This is a genomic window from Nonomuraea phyllanthi, from assembly GCF_006334985.2.
Lineage (GTDB): Bacteria > Actinomycetota > Actinomycetes > Streptosporangiales > Streptosporangiaceae > Nonomuraea > Nonomuraea phyllanthi.
Window position 1 is genome coordinate 26,150 of sequence record NZ_VDLX02000001.1, and the last position, 21,621, is coordinate 47,770.

General features: G+C 71.7%; 19 protein-coding genes. 11 read left to right on the plus strand and 8 right to left on the minus strand.

The annotated features are described in order from the left end of the window. The first annotated feature begins 50 nt into the window (after positions 1–50). Positions 51–689 carry a leucine efflux protein LeuE gene (gene leuE, locus FH608_RS00110; RefSeq protein WP_139627671.1) on the plus strand — a complete coding sequence of 213 codons (639 nt, stop codon included), beginning with the start codon at positions 51–53 and terminating at the stop codon, positions 687–689. Between the two features lie 185 nt (positions 690–874). After that, on the plus strand, positions 875–1,516 hold the full coding sequence (locus FH608_RS00115; protein ID WP_139627672.1) for a VC0807 family protein: 642 nt from the start codon (positions 875–877) through the stop codon (positions 1,514–1,516). On the opposite strand, the gene FH608_RS00120 is transcribed toward FH608_RS00115, so the two are convergent. Beyond that, positions 1,424–2,365, minus strand: coding sequence for a hypothetical protein (locus tag FH608_RS00120; protein WP_139627673.1), 942 nt, complete (start codon positions 2,363–2,365; stop codon positions 1,424–1,426). The two genes, FH608_RS00115 and FH608_RS00120, sit on opposite strands and share 93 nt — an antisense overlap. Further along, positions 2,358–3,557, minus strand: coding sequence for a sensor histidine kinase (locus FH608_RS00125; RefSeq protein WP_226898816.1), 1,200 nt, complete (start codon positions 3,555–3,557; stop codon positions 2,358–2,360). The genes FH608_RS00120 and FH608_RS00125 overlap by 8 nt, the downstream gene beginning before the upstream one ends. Before the next feature lie 390 nt (positions 3,558–3,947). Between FH608_RS00125 and FH608_RS00130 the strand changes: the two genes are divergently transcribed. From FH608_RS00130 to FH608_RS00165, 8 genes are all read left to right on the plus strand, one after another. After that, a complete protein-coding gene (locus FH608_RS00130; protein ID WP_139627674.1) occupies positions 3,948–4,565 on the plus strand; it encodes a DedA family protein in 618 nt (205 codons plus the stop codon). 36 nt (positions 4,566–4,601) lie between these two features. Continuing rightward, on the plus strand, positions 4,602–5,423 hold the full coding sequence (locus tag FH608_RS00135; RefSeq protein ID WP_226898817.1) for a DMT family transporter: 822 nt from the start codon (positions 4,602–4,604) through the stop codon (positions 5,421–5,423). Between the two features lie 16 nt (positions 5,424–5,439). Beyond that, positions 5,440–6,645 (plus strand): glycosyltransferase, encoded by a 1,206-nt coding sequence (locus tag FH608_RS00140; protein WP_139627675.1) that lies wholly within the window; start codon positions 5,440–5,442, stop codon positions 6,643–6,645. Further along, positions 6,642–7,367, plus strand: a complete 726-nt coding sequence (locus FH608_RS00145; protein WP_139627676.1) for a DUF998 domain-containing protein — start codon at positions 6,642–6,644, stop codon at positions 7,365–7,367. Before FH608_RS00140 ends, FH608_RS00145 begins: the two co-directional genes overlap by 4 nt. A 283-nt stretch (positions 7,368–7,650) precedes the next feature. Next, entirely contained in the window at positions 7,651–8,412 is a 762-nt protein-coding gene (locus FH608_RS51170) for a cytochrome P450 family protein (RefSeq protein ID WP_193318162.1), read from the plus strand. Next, positions 8,409–9,158: an isocitrate lyase/PEP mutase family protein gene (locus FH608_RS51175; protein ID WP_193318163.1), complete on the plus strand. Its 750-nt coding sequence runs from the start codon at positions 8,409–8,411 to the stop codon at positions 9,156–9,158. The genes FH608_RS51170 and FH608_RS51175 overlap by 4 nt, the downstream gene beginning before the upstream one ends. Before the next feature lie 7 nt (positions 9,159–9,165). After that, positions 9,166–12,489: an AfsR/SARP family transcriptional regulator gene (locus tag FH608_RS00160; RefSeq protein WP_264372862.1), complete on the plus strand. Its 3,324-nt coding sequence runs from the start codon at positions 9,166–9,168 to the stop codon at positions 12,487–12,489. A gap of 35 nt (positions 12,490–12,524) precedes the next feature. Next, positions 12,525–14,036, plus strand: coding sequence for an MFS transporter (locus FH608_RS00165; protein WP_139627677.1), 1,512 nt, complete (start codon positions 12,525–12,527; stop codon positions 14,034–14,036). 77 nt (positions 14,037–14,113) lie between these two features. Here FH608_RS00165 and FH608_RS00170 read toward each other — a convergent pair whose 3' ends face one another. Genes FH608_RS00170 through FH608_RS00195 form a run of 6 tightly spaced genes read right to left on the minus strand, consistent with a single transcriptional unit; the run spans position 14,114 to position 20,928 of the window. Continuing rightward, positions 14,114–15,508: an NAD(P)/FAD-dependent oxidoreductase gene (locus FH608_RS00170; protein ID WP_139627678.1), complete on the minus strand. Its 1,395-nt coding sequence runs from the start codon at positions 15,506–15,508 to the stop codon at positions 14,114–14,116. 57 nt (positions 15,509–15,565) lie between these two features. After that, complete coding sequence (locus FH608_RS00175; RefSeq protein WP_139627679.1) at positions 15,566–16,351, minus strand: ABC transporter permease; 786 nt, start codon at positions 16,349–16,351, stop codon at positions 15,566–15,568. Continuing rightward, a complete protein-coding gene (locus tag FH608_RS00180; RefSeq protein WP_139627680.1) occupies positions 16,348–17,199 on the minus strand; it encodes an ABC transporter permease in 852 nt (283 codons plus the stop codon). Before FH608_RS00180 ends, FH608_RS00175 begins: the two co-directional genes overlap by 4 nt. A 3-nt stretch (positions 17,200–17,202) precedes the next feature. Next, on the minus strand, positions 17,203–18,405 hold the full coding sequence (locus FH608_RS00185) for a polyamine ABC transporter substrate-binding protein (RefSeq protein ID WP_139627681.1): 1,203 nt from the start codon (positions 18,403–18,405) through the stop codon (positions 17,203–17,205). 9 nt (positions 18,406–18,414) lie between these two features. Next, a complete protein-coding gene (locus tag FH608_RS00190; RefSeq protein WP_139627682.1) occupies positions 18,415–19,482 on the minus strand; it encodes an ABC transporter ATP-binding protein in 1,068 nt (355 codons plus the stop codon). Between the two features lie 12 nt (positions 19,483–19,494). Further along, positions 19,495–20,928 (minus strand): gamma-aminobutyraldehyde dehydrogenase, encoded by a 1,434-nt coding sequence (locus FH608_RS00195; RefSeq protein WP_139627683.1) that lies wholly within the window; start codon positions 20,926–20,928, stop codon positions 19,495–19,497. A gap of 198 nt (positions 20,929–21,126) precedes the next feature. On the opposite strand from FH608_RS00195, the gene FH608_RS00200 reads away from it, so the two are divergent. After that, positions 21,127–21,618 (plus strand): Lrp/AsnC family transcriptional regulator, encoded by a 492-nt coding sequence (locus tag FH608_RS00200; protein WP_139627684.1) that lies wholly within the window; start codon positions 21,127–21,129, stop codon positions 21,616–21,618. Positions 21,619–21,621 lie beyond the last annotated feature (3 nt).

Consider the following 21,621-nt stretch of genomic DNA (forward strand, 5'->3'; position numbering starts at 1 on the left):
CCAGGAGGGCGGGGATATCGTGATGCCGTCACCCCTCCCCAGGAGCAGGCATGTTCTTCGGTATCACGCATTTCTGGACGTACGTCGTCGGCGCCTTCCTGATCATCCTCCTCCCCGGCCCCAACTCCCTCTACGTGCTGAGCTTCGCCGCCAGGCACGGCGTCCGCCAGGGCTACCGGGCCGCGGCGGGCGTCTTCGTCGGCGACACCGTGCTGATGTTCCTGGCCGCCGCCGGCGCCGCGTCCCTGCTCCGCTCCAACCCGCTGCTCTTCACGATCGTCAAGTACGCGGGCGCCGCCTACCTGGCGTGGATCGGCTTCCAGATGATCAGAGGTGCCTGGAGGTCGAGGAAGGCCGAGGAGCGGGCCCCCGTCGTGGAGCGGCAGCAGCGCCCCTTCCGCAAGGCCCTGACCATCAGCCTGCTGAACCCGAAGGCCATCCTGTTCTTCGTCTCGTTCTTCATCCAGTTCGTGGACCCCGGCTACGCCACCCCCGCGCTGTCGTTCCTCATCCTCGGGGCGGTCATCCAGGTGTTCAGCTTCCTCTACCTGACGGCGCTGATCTTCGGCGGCACCTTCCTGTCCACCCAGTTCCGCCGCCACCGCAAGCTCAGCGCCGCGCTGACCTCGGGCGTCGGCGCCGTCTTCCTGGGGTTCGGCGCGAAGCTCGCCACGGCGTCACTCGGCTGAAAGCCGCTCTCAAGGGTCATGCTGTTTTCTTCTCGCCAGATGGAACGAGTCAAAAGAGGCAGTCGCACCTCCACACCTCAGGTACGGTAGGCCACTCGGTCCTTCTGGAAAGCCCGGCCCTGCTGGAAGCTTGGTCCTTCGGAGCCCGGGTAGTCGCTGATCGTCGGCCTATCTGCGGAGCAGCCTTGAGCCACCCACCGGTCACCCTTCCACGCCTCACCGCGCTCGCCCGGCAGGCGACCCCCCGGCTGCTCGAGGGTGTCGTGGCGCCGCTCGCGGTGTTCTACCTGGCCATGACGGTCCTCGGGTTCAAGTGGGCGCTGGCCGCGACCGTCGCATGGGTCTACCTCGGGGTGGCGTGGCGGCTGATCAGGAGGGTCAGGGTGCCCGCCACCATGTTCCTGGCGGCGTTCGCGATCACGGTCCGCGCCCTCGTGGCGTTCTGGACCGGGACGTGGATGTGGTTCTTCATCCAGCCGGAGATGGGCACGATCTGCATCAGCATCGCGTTCCTCGCCTCGGTCCGGCTCAACCGGCCGCTCGTGCAGAAGCTCACGCTCGACTACATCCACCTGCCGTCGGCGGTGCTCAAGCACGAGCGGGTCCGCAGGTTCTTCGCCAGGATCACCCTGCTGTGGGCGTTCGTGCTGCTGATGAACTCGACGCTCAGCATCGTCCTCGCCGTCTACGAGTCGCTGGCGGGCACGCTCGGCGCGTTCATGCTGCTGCGGACCTCAGCGGTGGCCGTGATAAGCGGGGTGGCGATCGTGTTCTCCATCCTCGCCTTCAAGCGCGTGCTGCGCCGCCTGCACGTCGCCCACGCCTGACCGCTCCGTCAGCAGGAACGCCCCGCACATCCCCATGACGAGCCCGGTCAGCGTGCCGAACAGCTCGGCCAGGCCGATCGCCGGCGTGCCCAGCGGCGCCTGCACGGAGGCGATGAGCAGCACGTAGAGCCCGTTGGCGAACAGGGCGCCGGCCCCCAGCCAGGCCATCACCAGCGGCGCCCAGAACGGGCCCCGCCCCCGGCGGGTGACGATCAGCACGAGCCCGGCGGCCCCGGCGAGGGTGAGCACGCCCTCGAACGCGGTGTCGAGACCCCCGGCGAGCCGCAGCACGCCGATCGGCCCGGCCACCAGCAGCGCGCCCCACGCCACGACCGTCTGGAACGGCCGCGTGGCGCTGGGGAAGGGGTGGCGGACCGGGGTGGTGAAGACGCCCGGCCACCGGTCGCGCGAGTAGAGCGCGAAGGCCGTCATGAGCGCGACGCCCTGCACGATGAACCCGCCGTAGACCATCATGAAGATCCACGGCTTGATCGGCCCGCCGGTGTCGAACACCGCGAGCCCGCCGGCCGCCACCTGGAGCGGCACCACGACCACCACCTTCGACAGCAGGCCGGTGCCCACCCACAGCGGCAGCAGCACGACCCAGGCGGGCAGCCGCAGCCCCCACCGCGTGGTGAACGCGAGCGCGAGCACCAGCCCGACGGCCTCCATGCCGAGGGTCATCGCGTTGAGCCCGGCCATCGTCGAGTCGTTCATGAACCGGGCGTCGGTGATCCCGATCGGGTGCCCTGTGAGCCAGAGCGTCTTCAGCGTGAGGTACGGCACCATCGCGGCGACGGCGATGATCCCGGCGGTGACGCGGCCTATGCCGGCTTTCCGGTCAGTCATGCTCCGAGCGTCGCGCGCCCGGCCGCCGGTTCCCTCCCGAGTTGTGGGGATCCTCCTCCCCCGTACGGGGGAGGGTCACGGCCAGCTCGAAGCCGTCGCCGGTGGGTCCCGCGGTCAGCGTGCCGCCCGCCAGCCGTACGCGCTCGCGCAGGCCCGCCAGGCCCAGCCCGCCCGGCAGCGCCGTCGGCCGGGACCGCGAGCGGCCGTTGCGCACCGCGACGGCGTCCGGCGCGACCCGGACCACGACATCCGCGCCCGGCGCGTGCTTGGCCGCGTTCGTGAGCCCCTCCTGCACCACCGCGTGCGCCAGGCCGGGCACCGGCCCCGGCGCCAGGTCCAGGGTGATCGGCATGCCCGAGCTCCTGGCCCGCCGCACCAGCTCGGCCACGTCCTCGTCCACGGGCGCCAGTGGCGCCGCGTCGGAGTCCTCGCGCAGCAGCCCGATGATCTGGCGCAGCCGCTCGGTGGCGTCGGCCGCCGCCAGCCGCAGCTCGCCCGCCGCCTTGACGTGCGCCTCGTCCAGGCCCTGGGCCAGCTCCAGCCCGGCGGCCCTGACGGCGATCAGTGCCAGGTCGTGGCCGAGCGAGTCGTGCATGTCGCGGGCGATCCTGGCCCGCTCGCGCAGCCTCGCCTGCGCCTCGGCCGACAGCCTGGTCTGCGTGCGCTGCTGCAACAGCCGCCGCCTGAGCAGCCCCAGCAGGTACGGCAGGAGGTACGTGCCGGCGAGGGCGGTCAGCATGGACACCCACAGGGCGAGATCGCCGCCCCTGGACCACACCACGCCCACGCCGACGGCGGAGATCGCGCAGAAGGCCGCCAGCGCCGGCGCGATCGCGACCAGCCGCCGCCCGGTGAGGTAGGCGTACCACATGATGAACGGCGAGGTGGCCAGCAGCGGGAGGATCTTCACGTCGCGCCTCGGCACCAGCCAGCTCAGGTCCACGGTCGCGAACCCCTCGCCGAACTGCCACGGTCCCAGCGGCAGCAGCACCACCAGCGCGGCGAGCGGCCAGCGCCGGCCGATCAGCACCGCCACGGAGGCGAGCCCGATCCTCGGCAGGGTCACCGTGGCGAACGCGGCGGGATCCTTGAAGGGGTCGGGGCCCATGGCCGCGGCGAACACGCCGAGCGCGAACCAGAGCAGCAGGTCGTAGAGCACCTGGCGGCGGCTCTCCCGGCGAAGACGTCTCACGCACCGACGGTATCCACCGCCCAAGGGTGGGGGCTCCCCCCGGAAGGCGGCGGGCGACCCTGACGAAAGTCAGGGTAGGGCCTCGTCCCCTGCCGTGGTGGTGCTAGCCCCACCACGAAAGCGCATACCTCCACTCCTGTGCCGGCCTGCGGAAACCGGTTTGATCGAGGTGTCACCCGGGAGGTCGGAACCGGGCCCCTGACGAAAGTAGGGGGCGGTGCGTGCCGATCGTCCGATGTGGCGTGACCTGCGGACTTTCTACCGTCATGAGGTACCGGCCCTGACCTTCTTAAGGGATGGGTCCGCGTTCGACCGGGGGCATCCCCGATGTTCCCCGACGTCCCGCGCAGACACGCTGTGTGGGTGCCCTGACGATCGGAGTACACACCCATGTCCCACGCCATTCTCGATCTGGTGCAGCAGGCGATGTCATCGCCGTGGCTGTACCTGGCGCTGTTCGTCCTCGCGCTGCTCGACGGGTTCTTCCCGATCGTGCCGGCCGAGACGTCGGTGATCACCGCCGGGGTCTTCGCCGCGACGGGCGAGACGAACCTGGCCCTGGTCATGGTGGTCGCGGCGCTGGGCGCGTTCACGGGTGACCACGTGTCCTACCTGATCGGCAACAAGTCGGCGGGCAGGCTGCGCGGGAAGAAGGCGCTCGTCTGGGCGCGCGGCGCGCTGGCCGAGCGGGGCGGTCTCGTCCTGGTCGTCGCCAGGTACATCCCGGGCGGCCGGACCGCGACCACGCTCACCATGGGCGCGGTACGCCATCCGCTGCGCTCGTTCACCTTCTTCGACGCGATCGCGGCGAGCTCGTGGGCGGTGTACTCCGGGCTGATCGGCTTCTTCGGCGGGATGGCGTTCGAGAACGACCCGATCAAGGGGCTGCTTCTCGGCCTGGGCATCGCGCTGTCCATCACCGCGGTCGTCGAGATCGTGCGATGGGTCAGGAAGCGACGCGCCATCAAGCCTTCCCCGGCACGTCTCCCCGCGGACACGTCCGTTTGACCCTGTCCGGCAACCATCCGTCTGAAAGGAGTGCGCATGACTGTGCTGGCCGCGGCGATCGCCCTGGTCGGTTCGCTGTTCTTCGCGCTCGGAGCCGCCCTCCAGCAGTTCGAGGCGGTCGGTTCGGCCAAGCCGGGGCTGCTCGCCCTGCTGCGCAGGCCGCGCTGGCTGCTCGGCGGGGCCTCCATTCTGGCGGGTGGCGGCCTGCACATCGTCGCGCTCGGTCTCGGCCCGCTGACCATCGTCCAGCCCATGGGGGTGGCCAGCCTGCTGTTCGCCCTGCCCATCGCCGCCGCGCTGCACGGCCGCAGGCCCGCGCGCAAGGAACTGGCGGCGGCGGGCGTGGTGGCGGCCGGGCTGATCGGGCTCGTGCTGCTGGTGCCCGAGTCCGAGGGACCCACCCACCTCAGCCCCAACGGCGTCCTCACGCTGCTCGGCGTGGCCGGCCTCGCGGCGGTCCTGCTCTGGGCCGGCTCCAGGGCCGTCTCGCCGGCCGGCCGTGCGGCGCTGCTGGCCACCAGCTCGGGCGTGCTGTACGGCGCCACCGCCACGCTCATGCGCGTGCTGGTGGACGGCGCCTGGAACTGGTGGTACCTGCTGGCGCTGCCGGTCCCCGCACTGCTGGCGCTGATGATGCTCCAGCGCGCCTACGCCGTCGGCCACTTCGGCGTCTCGTTCGCCTCGCTCCAGATCGCCGACCCGCTGACAGCGGTGGCCTTCGGCGCGCTGCTGCTCGGCGAGCCGCTGCCGACCGGGATCGCCCCGGTCCTGGCGGCGGCCCTCACCGCGGCCGGCACCATCGCGCTGGCCAGGACCAGTCCGCTGGAAGCCCACCACAACTCCCCCACCTCTGCCTGAATTCGGAGTCACCTCAATGGCCATGCCCCTCCGCTCGCTCCCCGACGTCGCCGTCCCCGCCCCCCAACGGCCTCGCCGGGTCCTGATCTCGACCGACACCTACCCGCCCGACGTCAACGGCGCCGCCTACTTCACCCACCGCCTGGCCACCGGCCTGGCCGCGCGCGGCAACGAGGTGCACGTCGTGTGCCAGTCGGAGTCGGGGCCGCCTGCCGCCGACGTGGTGGACGGCGTGATCGTGCACCGGCTGCGCTCCGCGCCGCTGCTGGTCCACCCCACGATGCGGGTCACCGTACCGACCAGGCTGGACCGGCTGATCGCCGGCATCGGGCCGGACGTGCTGCACGCCCAGGGCCACTTCGTGGTCGGCAGGGCCGCCATCGCCGCCGCCCGCCGCGCGGACGTGCCGATCGTGGCCACCAACCACTTCATGCCGGACAACCTCTTCCAGTTCGGCCACATCCCCGAGCGGCTGCGGGCCGGGGCAGGCCGGCTGGCCTGGCGCGACTTCCGCCGCATCTTCGGCAGGGCCGACCACATCACCACCCCGACGCCACTGGCCGCCAAGCTGCTGGCCGACCAGGGCTTCGCCCGCGAGGTGGAGCCGGTCTCCTGCGGGATCGACCTGACCAGGTTCCACCCGCACACCGAGCCCAAGGCGTGGGCGCGCAAGCTCTTCGACCTGCCCGACCGGCCCACCGCGCTGTTCGTCGGCCGCCTGGACGAGGAGAAGTGCCTCGACCAGCTCGTCCGCGCGCTGCCGCTCGTCGTCAACGAGACCGACGCGCAGGTGGCGTTCGTCGGCCGGGGCAACCAGCGGGCCGAGCTGGAGAGGCTGGCCAGGCGCATCGGCGTGAGCGAGCGGGTGTTCTTCCTCGGCTTCGTGCCCGACGAGACCATGCCGCAGGCGTTCGCCGCCGCCGACGTGTTCGCCATGCCCGGCATCGCCGAGCTGCAGAGCATCGCCACGCTGGAGGCCATGGCCTCCGGGCTGCCCGTGGTGGCCGCCGACGCGATGGCGCTGCCCCACCTGGTGGACGGCAACGGCTACCTGTTCCAGCCCGGCGACGTGGTGGCGCTGGCCAGGCACCTGTCGGCCGTCCTGACCGACGACGACCTGCGGGCCCGGCTCGGCAAGGCCAGCAGGGAGCTCGCACTCACCCACGACGACCGGTCGTCACTCGCCCGGTTCGAGCAGATCTACGACGAGGTGGCCCGATGACCCCACGGCAGAGCGCCTGGGGCGCCGTGGCGGGCACGACGATCTCCGCGTGCGCGCTGGCGTACGCACAGGTCGCCCTGCCCGCGCAGACCTTGCTCAGCGACTACGCGCTGGTCTCCGGCGGGCTCGTGCCCGTCCTGGTCGGGATGCTGGCACTCGCGGGGGCGTGCCTGAGCCTGGCCTACGGGCTGGCCGCCGGCGACCCCGTCCGCACGGCGGCCACCAGGGTGCTGCTGCTGGCCGGGGCGGGCGGCCTGATGATGAGCGCGATCTTCCCCACCGACCCGTCCGCGATCGCCTCGCTCTCCGGCGAGATCCACCGGTGGGCGGCGGCCGTCGTGTTCACCTCGCTGCCGGTGGCCGGCTGGACCCTGGCCAGGGGCCGCGCCACGGTCGGCCGGACGGCGCCCCGGTGGAACGCGGTGCGCGCCATGAACGTGACCTCCGCGGTCACGCTGGCCGTCTACCTGGCGGCGCACCCCGCCACCATCACCTCGCCGCTGATCGGCGGCGCGGCCTACTACGGGCTGCTGGAGCGGGGCGTGGTGCTGGCCGAGATGGTGCTGCTGATCTTCATGGCGCTGGCCGCCGTCGAGCGGCGACCCGCCGTACGGACCTCGACCTCCCCGGCGGGCGGCGGCGCCGAGCCCGCGCGTGCGGGCCGGCCCGGCCACCCGGAACGCCCCGGCCACCCGGAGCGGCCGGAACGGCTCGCCGCCTGACACCGGCGCGCCCGACCGGCCGCGGAACCTGGAGGGGGCCTTCCCGACACGGCCGCAGGCTGATGCCGGCATCGTCCGACCTGGGGTTGGCTGACGCGGGCATCCTCCGACCGGAGGTGGGCTGAACGGGCACCCTCCGACCTGGGGCGGGCGGATGCGGGCATCGTCCGACCGGGGGTGGACTGGTGCGGGCGTGGTCCGGGCTGGGCGAGACCTGTCGGCTGCGGGTCGATGCGGGCATTGTTCGGCCGGCGGCGAAACATCGCGGTCCTAGCGTGGGGCCATGCGCATCACACGACGAGCCCAGGCCGAGGCGGTGCTCTCCGACCCGAGGTACGTGCCGCCTCCCGTACGCCAGGACGCCGAGCCGGGGACGCTGGCCTGGCTGCGCGCCAGGGTGTCGCGGTTCAGCACCGGCCCGGCGCACGCCGAGCGGCGCGCCCGGGTGACGGGGCGGCTGGCCACTGTCGACCCCGCCGAGCTGAGACCGGCGGCCCGCGCCATGACGCTGGAGCGGGGCGGAGACTGGCGGGGCGTGCCCACGGCCGTGCTCGGCGCCGCGCTGGGCGTCGCGGACACGAGCGCGGTGGCCGCGGCGGCGGCCGGCTACCTGTCCGGCGATGAGAGCCCCGAGGCCGACGCCGCCGTCGCCCGGCTGCTCGACCAGGCCGGCCTGCCCGAGATCACGCTGCTGCTGCAGGGACACGCCGCCACGGAGGCGCTCATCGAGAACGCGCTCAGGCACGCCGCCCCGGGAGACGACGTCGAGGCTCGGCTGCGCGAGACGCTGAAGGACGACCCGCCGCTCACGCTCACCCGCAGGTTGGACACGCGGACCGGTGACGAGGTGACGATCGACCTGGTGGCGGCCAACCGCGACCCTGCCGGCGGCGACTCACCGCACCTGACCTTCGGCCACGGCCTGCGCCCCTGCCCCGCGCCCGCCCACGCGCTCGCCCTCGCCGCCGGCGTGCTCGACGCCCTCCTCGACCCCGACCTCGACCCCGACCGCGGACACGGACAAAGCGACGGATGGCGCCCATGAACTTCCACGACCTGCACCGCCCCGGCGACCCGCTGCTGCTGCCCAACGCCTGGGACTACGGCTCGGCCGCCCTCTTCGCCGCGCACGGCTTCCCGGCGATCGGCACGACCAGCCTCGGCGTGGCCGCCGCGTTCGGCAAGCCCGACGGGGCGGGCGCCACCAAGGCCGAGACCATCGAGCTGGTCGAGGCCGTCAAGGATCTGGACGTCATGATCACCGTGGACATCGAGGGCGGGTTCAGCGACGACCCCGCCGAGGTGTCCGACCTGGTGGCGAGCCTGGCCGCGCTGGGAGCCGTCGGCGTCAACCTGGAGGACGGCCGGCCCGACGGCACGCTGCGCCCGATCGGGCTGCACCAGCGGATCATCGAGGCGGCCAAGGAGCACGGGGTGTTCGTCAACGCCCGTACGGATACGTACTGGCTGCGGACCGGCGACGACGTCCGGGACCGGGTGGCCGCCTACGGGCACGCCGACGGGATCTTCGTGCCGGGGCTCACCGACCTGGCGGAGATCGCCGCGGTGGCCGCCGCCACGCCGCTGCCGCTCAACGTGCTCCATCAGCCGGGCGGTCCCACGCCGGCCCAGCTCGCCGAGGCCGGGGTGGCCCGGGTGAGCACCGGCTCGCTGCCGTACCGGGCGGCGCTGCGCGAGGCGCTGGCGACGGTGCTCGCCGTACAGGGAAGGCCCGCGCCGCCGACACTGACATATGCGGACATCGCCGCCCTGCTGCCGCGGACACGATAATCGAGGCATGCGCTTCCAGATCCTCGGGCCGACCGCCGCGCTGGGCGAGGACGGCGAGCCGGTCGCGCTCGGCGGCCCCCGGGTGCGGGCGCTGCTGACCCTGCTCGCGCTGCACGCCGGCCGGGTCGTCGGCGCCGACAGTCTCGTGGACGGCATGTACGGGACGCGGCCTCCCGAGGGTGTGGCCAACGCGCTGCAGTCGCAGGTGTCCCGGCTGCGCCGGGCGCTCGGCCGGGACCTGGTGGAGTTCCACCCGGCGGGTTACCGGCTAGTGGCCGGCCCGCAGGACGTGGACGCCCTCCGGTTCGAGCTGCTGGCGCAGGAGGGCAGGCAGGCCCTGGCCGGCGGTGACCCGGGACGGGCCTCCGCGCTGCTGCGCGAGGCGCTCGGCCTGTGGCAGGGCGCGCCGCTCGCCGACGCCCCGCACGCCGGGGCCGCCGCGGCGGCGCTGGAGGAGCTGCGGGTGGCCGCCACGGAGGATCGCGTGCAGGCCGACCTCGACCTCGGCGGGCACCGCGACCTGGTCGCCGAGCTGCGCCGGCTCACGGCCTCGTACCCGCTGCGCGAGCGGCTGCGAGCCCAGCTCATGCGGGCGCTCTACGGCAGCGGGCGCCAGGCGGAGGCGCTCGCCGTGTACGAGGAGGCCAGGAAGCTTCTCGACGAGGAGCTGGGCATCGCGCCGGGCGCCGAGCTGGCCGCCGCGCATCTCGCCGTCCTGCGCGCGGACCCGGCACTCGGCACCCCCACCACCGTCCTGGCCCAGGGGCCGATCCAGGCGCCGGTCCAAGGAGAGGTCAAGGGCACGGCCCAGGAGCCCGGCCATGGTCCGATGCAGGACTCGGGACATGGGCCGATCCAAGGCCCGGACCCCGCGCCGGTCCAGGCACCGAGCCGAGCACCGGTCCAGGGGGCGGTCCCAGGGGCGACGGTCCCACGGGCGGTCCCAGCGGCGGTCGAGGAGCCGAGCCGGGCGCCGAACCAGGAGCCCGGACACGCGCCGCGCCAGGCAGCGAGCCACGTGCCGAGCCAAGATCCGGGCCACGCGCCGCGTCAGGCAGCCGGTCGTGTCCCGGGCCAAGCGCCGGGCCAAACGGCAGGCCACATGTCGGGGCATGAGCCGGACCACGGGCCGGGTCGAACGGCAGATCACGTGCCGGGCCACGAGCCGGGCTACACGGCGGGCCAGGCAGCGGGCCACGGACCAGGCGATACAGCGAGCCACACGGCGGGCCAGGTGACGAGTCAGGGGACGGGCCAGGGGGCGGGGCAGCGGCGAGGGTTGCGGGCGCAGTTGACGAGTTTCGTCGGCCGGGACGAGGAGATCGAGCAGGTGGCCGCCAGGCTGCGGGCGAGCCGGCTGGTGACGCTGATCGGTCCCGGCGGCGCGGGCAAGACGCGGCTGGCGGCCGAGGCGGCGGAGCGGGCCGCCGGCGACGTGTGCTTCGTGCCGCTCGCGCCGGTCTCCGACGTCGGCGGCGTGCCGCTGGCCGTGCTGGCCGCGCTCGACATCCGCGACCCCCTGGTGCACGGCCCCGAGCGGCCCGCCGTCGCCCCGGTCACGCGGCTGGTGACCGCGCTGGCCGAGCGGACGCTGCTGCTGGTCCTGGACAACTGCGAGCACCTCGTCGCGGCCACCGCCGAGCTGGCGGACACGCTGCTGGCCGCCTGCCCCGGCCTGCGCGTGCTGGTGACCGGGCGGGAGGCGCTGGGCATCACCGGCGAGTCGATCCTGCCCGTGGCGCCGCTGCGACTGCCGCCGCCGGACGCGGCCGACCCGCTGGACTATCCGGCGGTCCGGCTATTCGCCGACCGCGCCGCCGCCGTCCGGCCGGGGTTCGCCGTGGACGCGGGCAACGCCGCGCAGGTCGCGGGCATCTGCCGGGCGCTCGACGGGCTGCCGCTGGCCATCGAGCTGGCCGCGGCGCGGCTGCGCACCCTGTCGGTGCCCGACGTGGCGGCGCGGCTCGACGACCGGTTCAGGTTGCTGGCCCGCGGCAGCCGTACGGCGCTGCCCCGCCACCAGACGCTGCACGCGGTCGTCGCCTGGAGCTGGGACCTGCTGGACGAGGACGAGCGGCGGCTGGCCAGGCGGCTGTCCGTCTTCGCGGGCGGCGCGCGGCCGGAGGCGGCCGAGCGGGTGTGCGGGCTGCCGGAGGAGGTGCTGTTCTCGCTGGCGGAGAAGTCGCTGGTGGAGCTGGCGGACGGCCGGTTCCGCATGCTGGAGACGATCAGGGCGTTCTGCGTGGAGCGGCTGGCGGAGTCCGGCGAGGTCGAGGCGGTCCGCGACGCGCACGCCGCGTACTACCAGGACCTCGTCATGAGGGTCGACCCGCTGCTGCGCACCGGCGAGCAGCTGGAGTGGCTGGCCCTGCTCGACGGGGAGAGCGACGACGTCAACGCGGCGGCGCGCTGGGCGATCGAGTCGGGCGGGCTGGAGACGGCGCTGCGGCTGGTGGCGTACAGCGCCTGCTACTGGTGGATGCGGGGACACCGCGCGACCAGCGCGAGCCTGGCCGCCGCGCTGGTGGCCGCGATCGGCTCCCGGCATCCGGCCGGCATGGAGGAGGAGTACGTCACCTGCGTGATCATCTCGGGCTGGGGCGGCTCGATCGACGAGGAGCTGCGTGACCTGCTGGGGCAGGCGCGGGGGCTGCTGAAGTGGGACTTCCTGCCGACGCGGGTGGCGTTCCTGATGATGCTGCTGTCCATGTACACCGGGCCGCCCCCCGACTTCGAGGCGGCGTACGAGGAGATCCAGGGACGGGTCGCCGAGCTCCCGCCCTGGCAGGAGGCGCTGACCTACAGCGGCGCGGCGTTCGTGCTCCAGTCGCTCGGCCGCGAGGACGAGGCGGTGGAGAACTTCCACCGGAGCCTGGCCACGTTCAAGGACCTCGGCGAGCATTGGGGGGCCGTGCTGGTGCTGTCCGGGCTCGGCGCCCTCTACCAGGAGCAGCGCGACTACCCGCGAGCGTACGCGCTGGCCGACGAGTCGCTGACGATCGCACGCGAGCTGGGCGCGGCGACGGAGATCGCCGAGTCGCTGTGCCGCCGCGCCGACGCCCTGCAATGCCTGGGCGAGCCGGAAGCGGCGCGGGACGACTACGCGCTCGCGGCCGAGCAGTCGCGCATGAACGGCTCCATGGAGACCCTGGCCTGGGCGCACCTCGGGATGGGCGAGGTGGCGCTCGCCCTCGGGAGGCGGGCCGAGGCGCGGGCCCTGCTGGAGCGGGCCCGGGACGAGTGCCCCACGGACTGGTACAGCACCGAGCAGACCCGCGTCCGCATCGACGCCGCGCTGACCGAGCTCGGCGTGGCGGTCAGCGAGCGGTAGGTCGGCCGTCAGCGGCCCTCACCAGGGTGGGCGGCATGAACAAATGGTCCTGCCTGGCCGTCGCGTGCCTGGCCACCCTGCTGCTCTCGCTCGACCTCACGGTCCTGCACCTGGCCCTGCCCAGGCTGGTGACCGACCTCGGCGCGTCCTCCACGCAACTGCTCTGGATCGGCGACATCTACGGCTTCGCGCTGGCCGGCCTGCTCGTCACCATGGGCAACCTGGGCGACCGCATCGGCCGCAAGCGCCTGCTGCTGATCGGCGCGGCGGCGTTCGGCGCCGCCTCGGCGGTGACCGCGTACGCGCCCGACCCCGAGCTGCTGATCGCCGCCAGGGCGCTGCTCGGCGTGGCCGGAGCCACGATCATGCCGTCCACGCTGTCGATCATCAGGAACGTTTTCACCGAGCCGGGCGAGCGGACCGCCGCCATCGGCATCTGGAGCGGGATGAGCGCGGCGGGCTTCGCCGTCGGCCCGGTGCTCGGCGGGGTGCTGCTCGACCACTTCTGGTGGGGCTCGGTGTTCCTGATCAACGTGCCGATCATGGTGCTGGTGCTGGCCGCCGGCATCGTGGTGCTGCCCGAGTCGCGCAACCCGAACGCGGGCCGGCTCGACCTGGCCAGCGTGGTGCTGTCGTTCGCCGGCGTGGTGACCGTCGTCTACGCGATCAAGGAGGCCGCGCACAAGGGCGTGGAGCACGCCGACGTCCTGGCGGCGGGCGTGGCGGGGGTGCTGCTGGTCGGGCTCTTCGTGTGGCGGCAGGCGCGGCTGGCCGAGCCGCTGATCGACGTGCGGCTCTTCGCGCGCAGGGCGTTCAGCGCCTCCATCCTCACCAACCTGCTGGCGATCTTCGCCATGTCGGCCATGATGCTGATGTTCGCCTGGTACCTCCAGCTCGTGCTGGGCTGGTCGCCGCTCCAGGCGGGGCTCGCGCAGCTGCCCGGCGGGCTGAGCGGCGCGGCGGGCGGCATGCTGGCCGCCCGGCTGATCCGCCACCTCGGCAGGAACGGCGTGGTCGCCCTCGGACTGGCCATGAACGCGGGCTCCTTCCTCTACTACGCCACGCTCGGGCCGTCGCTGAACTACCTGGTGCTGCTGCCTGTCATGATCGTCGGCGGCATGGGGGTGGGTTTCACCTTCACCGTCAACAACGACAACGTGCTGGCCACGGCTCCGCGGCAGCGGGCGGGGGCGGCCGCCGCGGTGTCGGAGACGGCGTTCGAGCTGGGCGGGGCGCTCGGCATCGCGATCCTCGGCACGGTGCTGAACTCCGCCTACCGGGCCCGCCTGGAGCTGCCCGCCGCGCTCGCGTCCGCCGATCCGGCGCGGGAGTCGCTGGCCGGGGCCGTGGGCGTGGCCGCCGCGCTCCCCGCCGAGCAGGGCGCGCAGCTCATGAGCGCGGCGCGGGCCGCGTTCATCGAGGCGCTGCACGTGACCTCGCTGGTCACGGCCGGGCTGCTGGCCGTGGTGGCGGTGCTGGCGCTGGCGGGGCTGCGCGGCGTGCCGAAGGTCATCCCGGAGGAGGTGCTGACCGGCGCCCACTCCTGACCGGCGCCCATTCCTGACCGGCGCCCATTCCTGACCGGCGCCCGCTCCTGACCCGTCCGTTCCTTTCAAGCAGCGAATCAGGAGTCGAAGCCGAGCCCCATCCGGTCGAGCGCCCGCAGCCACAGGTTGCGCCGCCCCTGGCGCTGGTCCGCCTGGGCGATCGACCACCGGGTGAGCTGGATCACGCCGGAGCGCACCGGCTCCGGCGGGAACGGGAGCGGCTTCTCCTTGACCATCCGCAGCTCGGTCCGCTCGGTGGGCTCGCCCGACAGCAGGTCGAGCATGACGTTCGCGCCGAACCGGGTGGCCCCCACGCCCATCCCGGTGTAGCCGGCGGCGTAGACCAGCCGCCCGCCGTGCGCCTGCCCGTAGAACGCGCTGAACCGGCTGCAGGTGTCGATCACGCCGCCCCACCTGTGGGTGAACCGCACGCCGTCCAGCTGCGGGAACGTGGCGTAGAAGTGCTCGGCGAGCTTGACGAACGTCTCGTCGCGCTGCTCGTACTCGGGCCTGACCAGGCCGCCGTTGTAGTAGACGGCGTCGTAGCCGCCCCACAGGACGCGGTTGTCGTCGGTCAGCCGGTAGTAGTGGAACTGGTTGCCGGAGTCGCCGACGCCCTGCCGGTTGTGCCAGCCCACCTCGGCCAGCTGCTCGGCGGTCAGCGGCTCGGTCATCAGCGCGTAGTCGTACACGGGGACCACGAAGTGCCTGAGCCGGCGCAGCAGGGGCGAGAAGACCCCGGTGCCGAGCGCCACCTGCCGCGCGGCGACGGATCCGTGCGGCGTGCGCAGCGTGATCGCCGTGCCGTCGTCGCTCAGCGAGCGGACCGGGCTGCGCTCGTGCACCCGCACCCCGAGCCGCAGGCACGCCTCACGCAGCCCCCACGCCAGCCGCGCGGGGTCGAGCATGGCGCAGCCGTCGCGGTCCCAGAGCCCGCCGAGGTAGGTGGGCGAGTTCACCTGGGCACGCAGCTGATCCCGGTCGAGCGGCAGGTAGTCGAGCCCGTGGGCGGAGATCAGGTCGAGGTGCTCGTGCAGGGCGTCGAGCTGCCACGGCTCGGTGGCCACGTGCAGCTCGCCGGTGCGCTCGAAGGAGCAGTCGATGCCGTGGCGCTCCAGCGTGCGCTCGATCTCGTCGAGGTTGGCCACGCCCATCCGCTCCAGGCGGTCGATCTCGTCGGGCCACCGCTCCACGCCGTTGGCCAGGCCGTGGGTGAGGGTCGCCAGGCAGAACCCGCCGTTGCGGCCGGTGGCCGCCCAGCCGATGCGCCGCCCTTCGAGCAGGACGACGTCCAGCGAGGGGTCGCGTTCCTTGGCCATCAGGGCGGTCCACAGCCCCGAGAAGCCCCCGCCGACGACGACCAGGTCGGCGCTCGTGTCCTCCGCGAGCCGCGGTCGCGGCTCGGGCCTGGCCGGGCTGTCCAGCCAGTACGGCTTGCGCTCCGCGTCAGCCAGCGCCTTCAGCGGATCCACACATCCCACTTCCCTACGAAGTTCATGGACACGTCATGGACTGCGAAATGGACATTGTCATCGGCGGCGGCGCGCCGCCACCGCGTTCCCGACCGCGATCAGCACCCCGACGCCGAAGATCAGCGTACCCATGACGTTGACCTGCGGCGGGATGCCGGTCTTGACCGCGCCGACGATCCACAGGGGGAAGGTGACGGTCGAGCCGTTGACGAAGCTGGTCACCACGTAGTCGTCGATGGACAGCGCGAACGACAGCATCGCGCCGGCCAGCACGCCCGGCATGATCGACGGCAGCGTGACCTGCCGGAACGTGCCCCACGCCGTCGCCCCCAGGTCCCTGGCGGCCTCCTCCAGCGACGGGTCGAGCGTGACGATCCGCGCCCGCACCGTCACGACCACGAAGGAGAGCGAGAACAGCACGTGGGAGATGATGATCGTGGTGGCGTCGCGCGGCACGTTCCCCGAGACGAACAGCGACAGCAGCGACGCGCCCATGACCAGCTCGGGGGTGGACAGGGCGGCGAAGACCAGGAAGTTCGTCAGCCCCTGGCCGCGGAAGCGGTGCCGCCCGAGCGCCAGCCCCAGCATGGTGCCGATCACGACCGTGATGACGGTGCTGGCCGCGGCGACGACCAGCGAGTTGCGCAGCGCCACGGTCAGGTCGGGGATGTCGAACAGCTCGGCGTACCAGCGGAGCGTGAAGCCCTGCCAGGAGGTGTTCGACTTGCTCTGCTTGTCGTTGAAGCCGAAGAGGATCATCACGGCGATCGGCGACGACAGCCAGACGATGATGATCCAGGTATAGATGTGGAGGAGCCGGTCGCCGAGCCGCGTCCCCCTCATCGGGCCGCCGCCTCGAGCACGTTCTCGGTGCCGAGCGCCCTGGCGTAGGCGAAGATGCCGACGAGCAGCACCGCCATCAGCGTGAACGACAGGGCCGAGGCGGTCGGGTAGTCCAGGTTGGTCAGATACTCGGTCTGGATGATGTTGCCGATCATCGTGTTGCCGGTGCCGCCGAGGATCTGCGCGTTGAGCGGGTCGGCCGTGGCCGGCACGAACGTCATCAGCACCCCGGCGAACACGCCGGGCAGCGACAGGGGCAGCACCACGCGGCGGAAGGCAGCCGCCCGCGTGGCGTACAGGTCCTGGGCGGCCTCGACGATCCGCGGATCGACGCGCTCCAGCGACACGTAGATCGGCAGGATCATGAACGGCAGGAAGTTGTAGGTCAGGCCGCCCACGACGGCGAGCGTCGTGGCCAGCACGTGGAAGTCGGCGGGCAGCAGCCCCCAGCCCTTCAGCGTGCCGAACAGGATGCCGTTGTCCGACAGCAGGAAGTTCCAGGCGATCGTGCGCAGCACGAACGAGACGAAGAACGGCAGCAGCAGCAGGAACAGGTAGACGGACTTGCGCGTGCCGCCCTTGAACGCGATCCAGTACGCCACCGGATAGCCGATCACCAGCATGGCCGCCGTGGCGAGCCCGCCGTAGAGGATCGAGCGCACCATCTGGGTGCTGTACCTGCCGATCGCGTCAGCGTAGTTGGAGAAGCTGAACGTCATCGCGTAGCCGTCGTAGGCGTTGCCGGTCTGCAGGGAGACCGACGCCATCGCGGCCATGGGCACAACCAGGAAGATCGCCAGCCACAGCCAGCCCGGCAGCGCCAGCAGGTAGGGGGTGAGCCGCCGCATGCGCTAGGCCTGGGTGACGGACTGGAAGATCGGGTTGAACACCTGCTCCTGCTGGGTGGTCAGCTGGGTGTAGCTGCGCAGCCTGGCGTAGTCGGCGTCGGAGGGGAACATGAGCGGGCTGTCGACCATGTCCTCGAGTGACTTCCTGTCGTCGCCCGTGGCCGTCTTCGCCTTCTCCCTCAACAGGTCCTGCACGGCCGGGACCGGGCTGACGTACTGGACGTACTCGTCCAGCTCGGCGGCGACGGCCGGCTGGTAGAGGAAGTCCATCAGCATGAGGGCGTCCACCGGATTGGCCGCGCCCTTGGGGATCAGCATGTTGTCGGTCCAGATCGTGCCGCCCTCGTCGGGCACCACGAACGCGACGGGCTCGCCGGCGAGCTGGCGCTGGAAGATGTCGCCGGACCAGGCCATGGTCAGCCAGACGTCGCCCTTGGACACGGCGTCGATATAGTTTTGATCATAATATTTCCGGACAATTCCGGCGTCGCGCTGGGCCTTGAGCTTCTCCCCGGCCTTCTTCCAGTCGGCCTCGGTCGACTTCTCCGGGTCGATGCCGAGCGCGAACATCGCGAAGTTCCCGACCTCCTGGGCGTCGGCCATCATCCCGACCCGGCCCTTGTACTTGGGATCGAACAGCGACGCGATGCTGGTGATCTCTTCGTCGACGTACTTGGTGTTGTACGCGATCCCCGTCACACCCGACATGTACGGAACCGTGTACTTGTTGTCCGGGTCGTAGGCCCGCACCTTGTACTTCTGGCCCGCGTTGGCCGCGAAGTTCGGCAGCTTGGAGTGGTCGAGCGGCGTCACGTACCCCAGCTCGATCATGTGCTGGAGCTGGATGCCGTTGGTCATGACGACGATGTCGTAGCCCAGCGGCTGCCCGGCCCGCAGCACGGGGTCGGCTTTGCCGAAGAAGTCGGCGTTCTCCTGGATGACCTCTTTGTACTCGTACGAGATGCCGGTGGCCTGCTTGAACTTCTCCAGCGGCCCCTTGTCCTCCGGCATGTACTCGGGCCAGTTGGCGAAGACGACCGACCCGTGCTTGGTCTGCTTGGACCAGAAGTCCTTGACCGCGTCGGCCTTCGGGGGCGCCGCCTTCTGTCCCTGGACGCCGCACGCGGCCAGCGCGAGCCCGGCGGCGGACAGTCCAGCGAGCCTGAAGGCGTCACGCCTGCTGCGGGGCATAGGGGGGTGGTTCATGACGTGCTATCAACTCTCCATCACATACGAGTGCTGAGCCTGCCACGACAGCCACACGGAGTCCCCCCGCTCCGCCGTGACCGTGGCGTCATTCGCGTTCTGCTGAAACACCGTGATCTCCGCCTTGTCGGCAAGGCTTACGGCGTAGCTGTTGTAGGTGCCGAGGTAGGCCACCTCGGCCACGGTGCCGCGCACGGCGCTGAGGTCCGGCCCCGGCTCCTCCGTGCCGATGACGATCTTCTCGGGCCGTACGGTCACCGTCACGTTCCCGTCGCGGCCCGGCACCAGCACCCGGCCCCCGCCGATCTCCAGCACGCCGCCCTTCGCGGCGCCCGCCAGCAGGTTGGAGGTGCCGATGAAGCCCGCCACGAACGCGGTCGCCGGCCGCTCGTAGACCTCGCGCGGCCCGGCCAGCTGCTCGACCAGGCCGTCGTTCATGACCGCGATCCGGTCGCTCATGGTCAGCGCCTCGTTCTGGTCGTGTGTCACGTACACGAACGTGATGCCGACCTCGCGCTGGATGCGCTTGAGCTCGATCTGCATGGCCTGGCGGAGCTTGAGGTCGAGCGCGCCGAGCGGCTCGTCGAGCAGCAGCGCGCGCGGCCGGTTGACCAGCGCGCGGGCCAGCGCCACGCGCTGCTGCTGGCCACCGGACATCTCGCGCGGCCGGCGCCTCTCCCGGCCGGTGAGGTCGACGATCTCCAGCATCTCGCCGACCCGCCGCCTGATCTCCTCCTGCGGCGTACGGCGCTGCTTCAGCCCGAACGCCACGTTGTCCCACACGCTCATGTGCGGGAACAGCGCGTAGGACTGGAAGACCATGTTGACGTCGCGCTTGTTGGGCGGGACGTTCGTGACGTCCTGGCCGTGCAGCCGCACGAGGCCCTTCGTGGGCGGCTCGAACCCGGCGATCATCCTCATGGTCGTGGTCTTGCCGCACCCGGACGGGCCGAGGAGGGAGAAGAACTCCCCCTCGGCGATGTCCAGCGTGACTCCCTTGACCGCCTGGACGACCTCGCCATGCGTGACGTACTCCTTGACGACGTCCTCAAGCTCTATCGCATTCAGCTCAGCCATCCTCGGGTCGTCCTATTCGCCGATGTAGTGCATGACGTGCTTGACCCTGGTGTAGTCGTGCAGGCCGAACACCGACAGGTCCTTGCCGTACCCGGAGTGCTTGAAGCCGCCGTGCGGCATCTCCGAGACGAACGGGATGTGCGTGTTGACCCAGACCACGCCGAACTCGAGCCGGTTGGACATGCGCATGGCGCGGCCGTGGTCGGAGGTCCAGACGGAGCCGCTCAGGCCGTACTTCACGTCGTTGGCCTTGGCCAGCGCGTCGGCCTCGTCGCTGAACGTCTGGACGGTGATCACGGGGCCGAAGACCTCGTTCTGCACCATCTCGTCGTCCTGCCTGAGGCCGTCCACGATCGTCGGCGCGAAGAAGTAGCCCTTGTCGCCGACCCGCTGGCCGCCGGTGAGGACCTTGGCGTGGGCGGGGGCCCGCTCGACGAAGCCCTGGACCCTGGCGAGCTGGTTCTCGTTGTTGAGCGGCCCGTAGAGGGCGTCCTCGTTGGTCAGGTCGCCGGTCACGGTGCCGGCGGCGGCCTCGGTCAGCGCGGCCACGAACTCGTCGTGCACGCTCTCCTGCACGAGCACCCGGCAGGCGGCCGTGCAGTCCTGGCCGGCGTTGTAGAGGCCGGCCACGGCGATGTCCGCGGCGGCCTTGCGCAGGTCCTTGACGTCCTCGAACACCACGACCGGGGCCTTGCCGCCCAGTTCCAGGTGCACGCGCTTGAGGTCGTCGGCGGCGCTCTTGGCGACCGACATGCCCGCGCCGACCGAGCCGGTGATCGCCACCATGGCGGCGGTCGGGTGGCCGACGACGAGCGCGCCGGTCTCGCGGTCGCCGGTGACGACGTTGAAGACGCCCGCGGGCAGCACCTCGCCGAGGATCTCGGCCAGCTTGAGCGTCGAGACGGGCGTGGTGTCGGACGGCTTGAGCACGATCGTGTTGCCGGCCGCCAGGGCGGGGGCGATCTTCCAGACCGCCATCATCATCGGGTAGTTCCACGGCGTGACCTGCCCGATCACGCCGATCGGCTCGTGCCTGATGACGCTGGTGTGCTCGGCCAGGAACTCGCCGGCCGTGGGGCCCTCCAGCGTGCGCGCCGCGCCCGCGAAGAACCGGAAGTGGTCGGCCGCGACCGGGGTCTCGTCCTCGGCCATGCGGGCGCGCGGCTTGCCGGTGTTGCGGCACTCGGCCTCGTTGATCTCATCGGCTCGCGCCTCGATCGCGTCGGCGACCTTGAGCAGCAGACCGGCCCGCTCGCCGGGGGTGGTCGCACCCCACGACTCGAAGGCGGCGGCCGCCGCAGCGTAGGCGGCGTCGATGTCTTCGGGGCCCGAGACGGGCGCCTGGATATAGGTCTCGCCCGTGCACGGGTCGATGATGTCGGAGAATCGGCCGCTCTTCGCGTCCACGAACTCACCGTTGATGTAGTTCTGCAGACGGATGCTCATTCGCCCTCCTTAGCGGGTGGCTGAGATGCCGCGACTCTGACAGAGCAGTTGCATCTCGACAAGGGATTTCGTGGTGAAGATATCAAATTGCTACGAATTCGCTTGACAGACCGCCAGGAACTGACAACATGTCGCACCGGGACGGCAACCCAGCGGGAACGCGCCCGTGACGCCGTGCCGCTAGGAGGATCGCTGTCGATGACCACGCCGCCACGCGTACGCCGCACCAACGCAGGCTCCGGGACCGTGGTGCTCGACGACCTCTCGAAGCAGATCATCGAACAGCTCCAGCGCGACGGGCGCATGCCGTACGCGGCGATCGGCAAGGCGGTCGGGCTCTCGGAGGCCGCGGTACGCCAGCGGGTCCAGCGGCTGCAGGACGCCGGCGTCATGCAGATCGTCGCGGTCACCGACCCGCTGACGCTCGGGTTCCCCCGCCAGGCGATGATCGGCATCAACATCGAGGGCGATCTGGAGGCGGTGGCCGACGAGCTGGCCGCCATCGACGAGATCGACTACGTGGTGCTCACGGCGGGCTCCTTCGACGTGATCGTCGAGGTGGTCTGCGAGGGAGACGGGCACCTGCTCGACATCCTCAGCAAGATCCGCGCCATCGCGGCCGTGCGCGCCACGGAGTCGTTCGTCTATCTCAAGCTGCGCAAGCAGACCTACTCCTGGGGCACCCGCTGACCG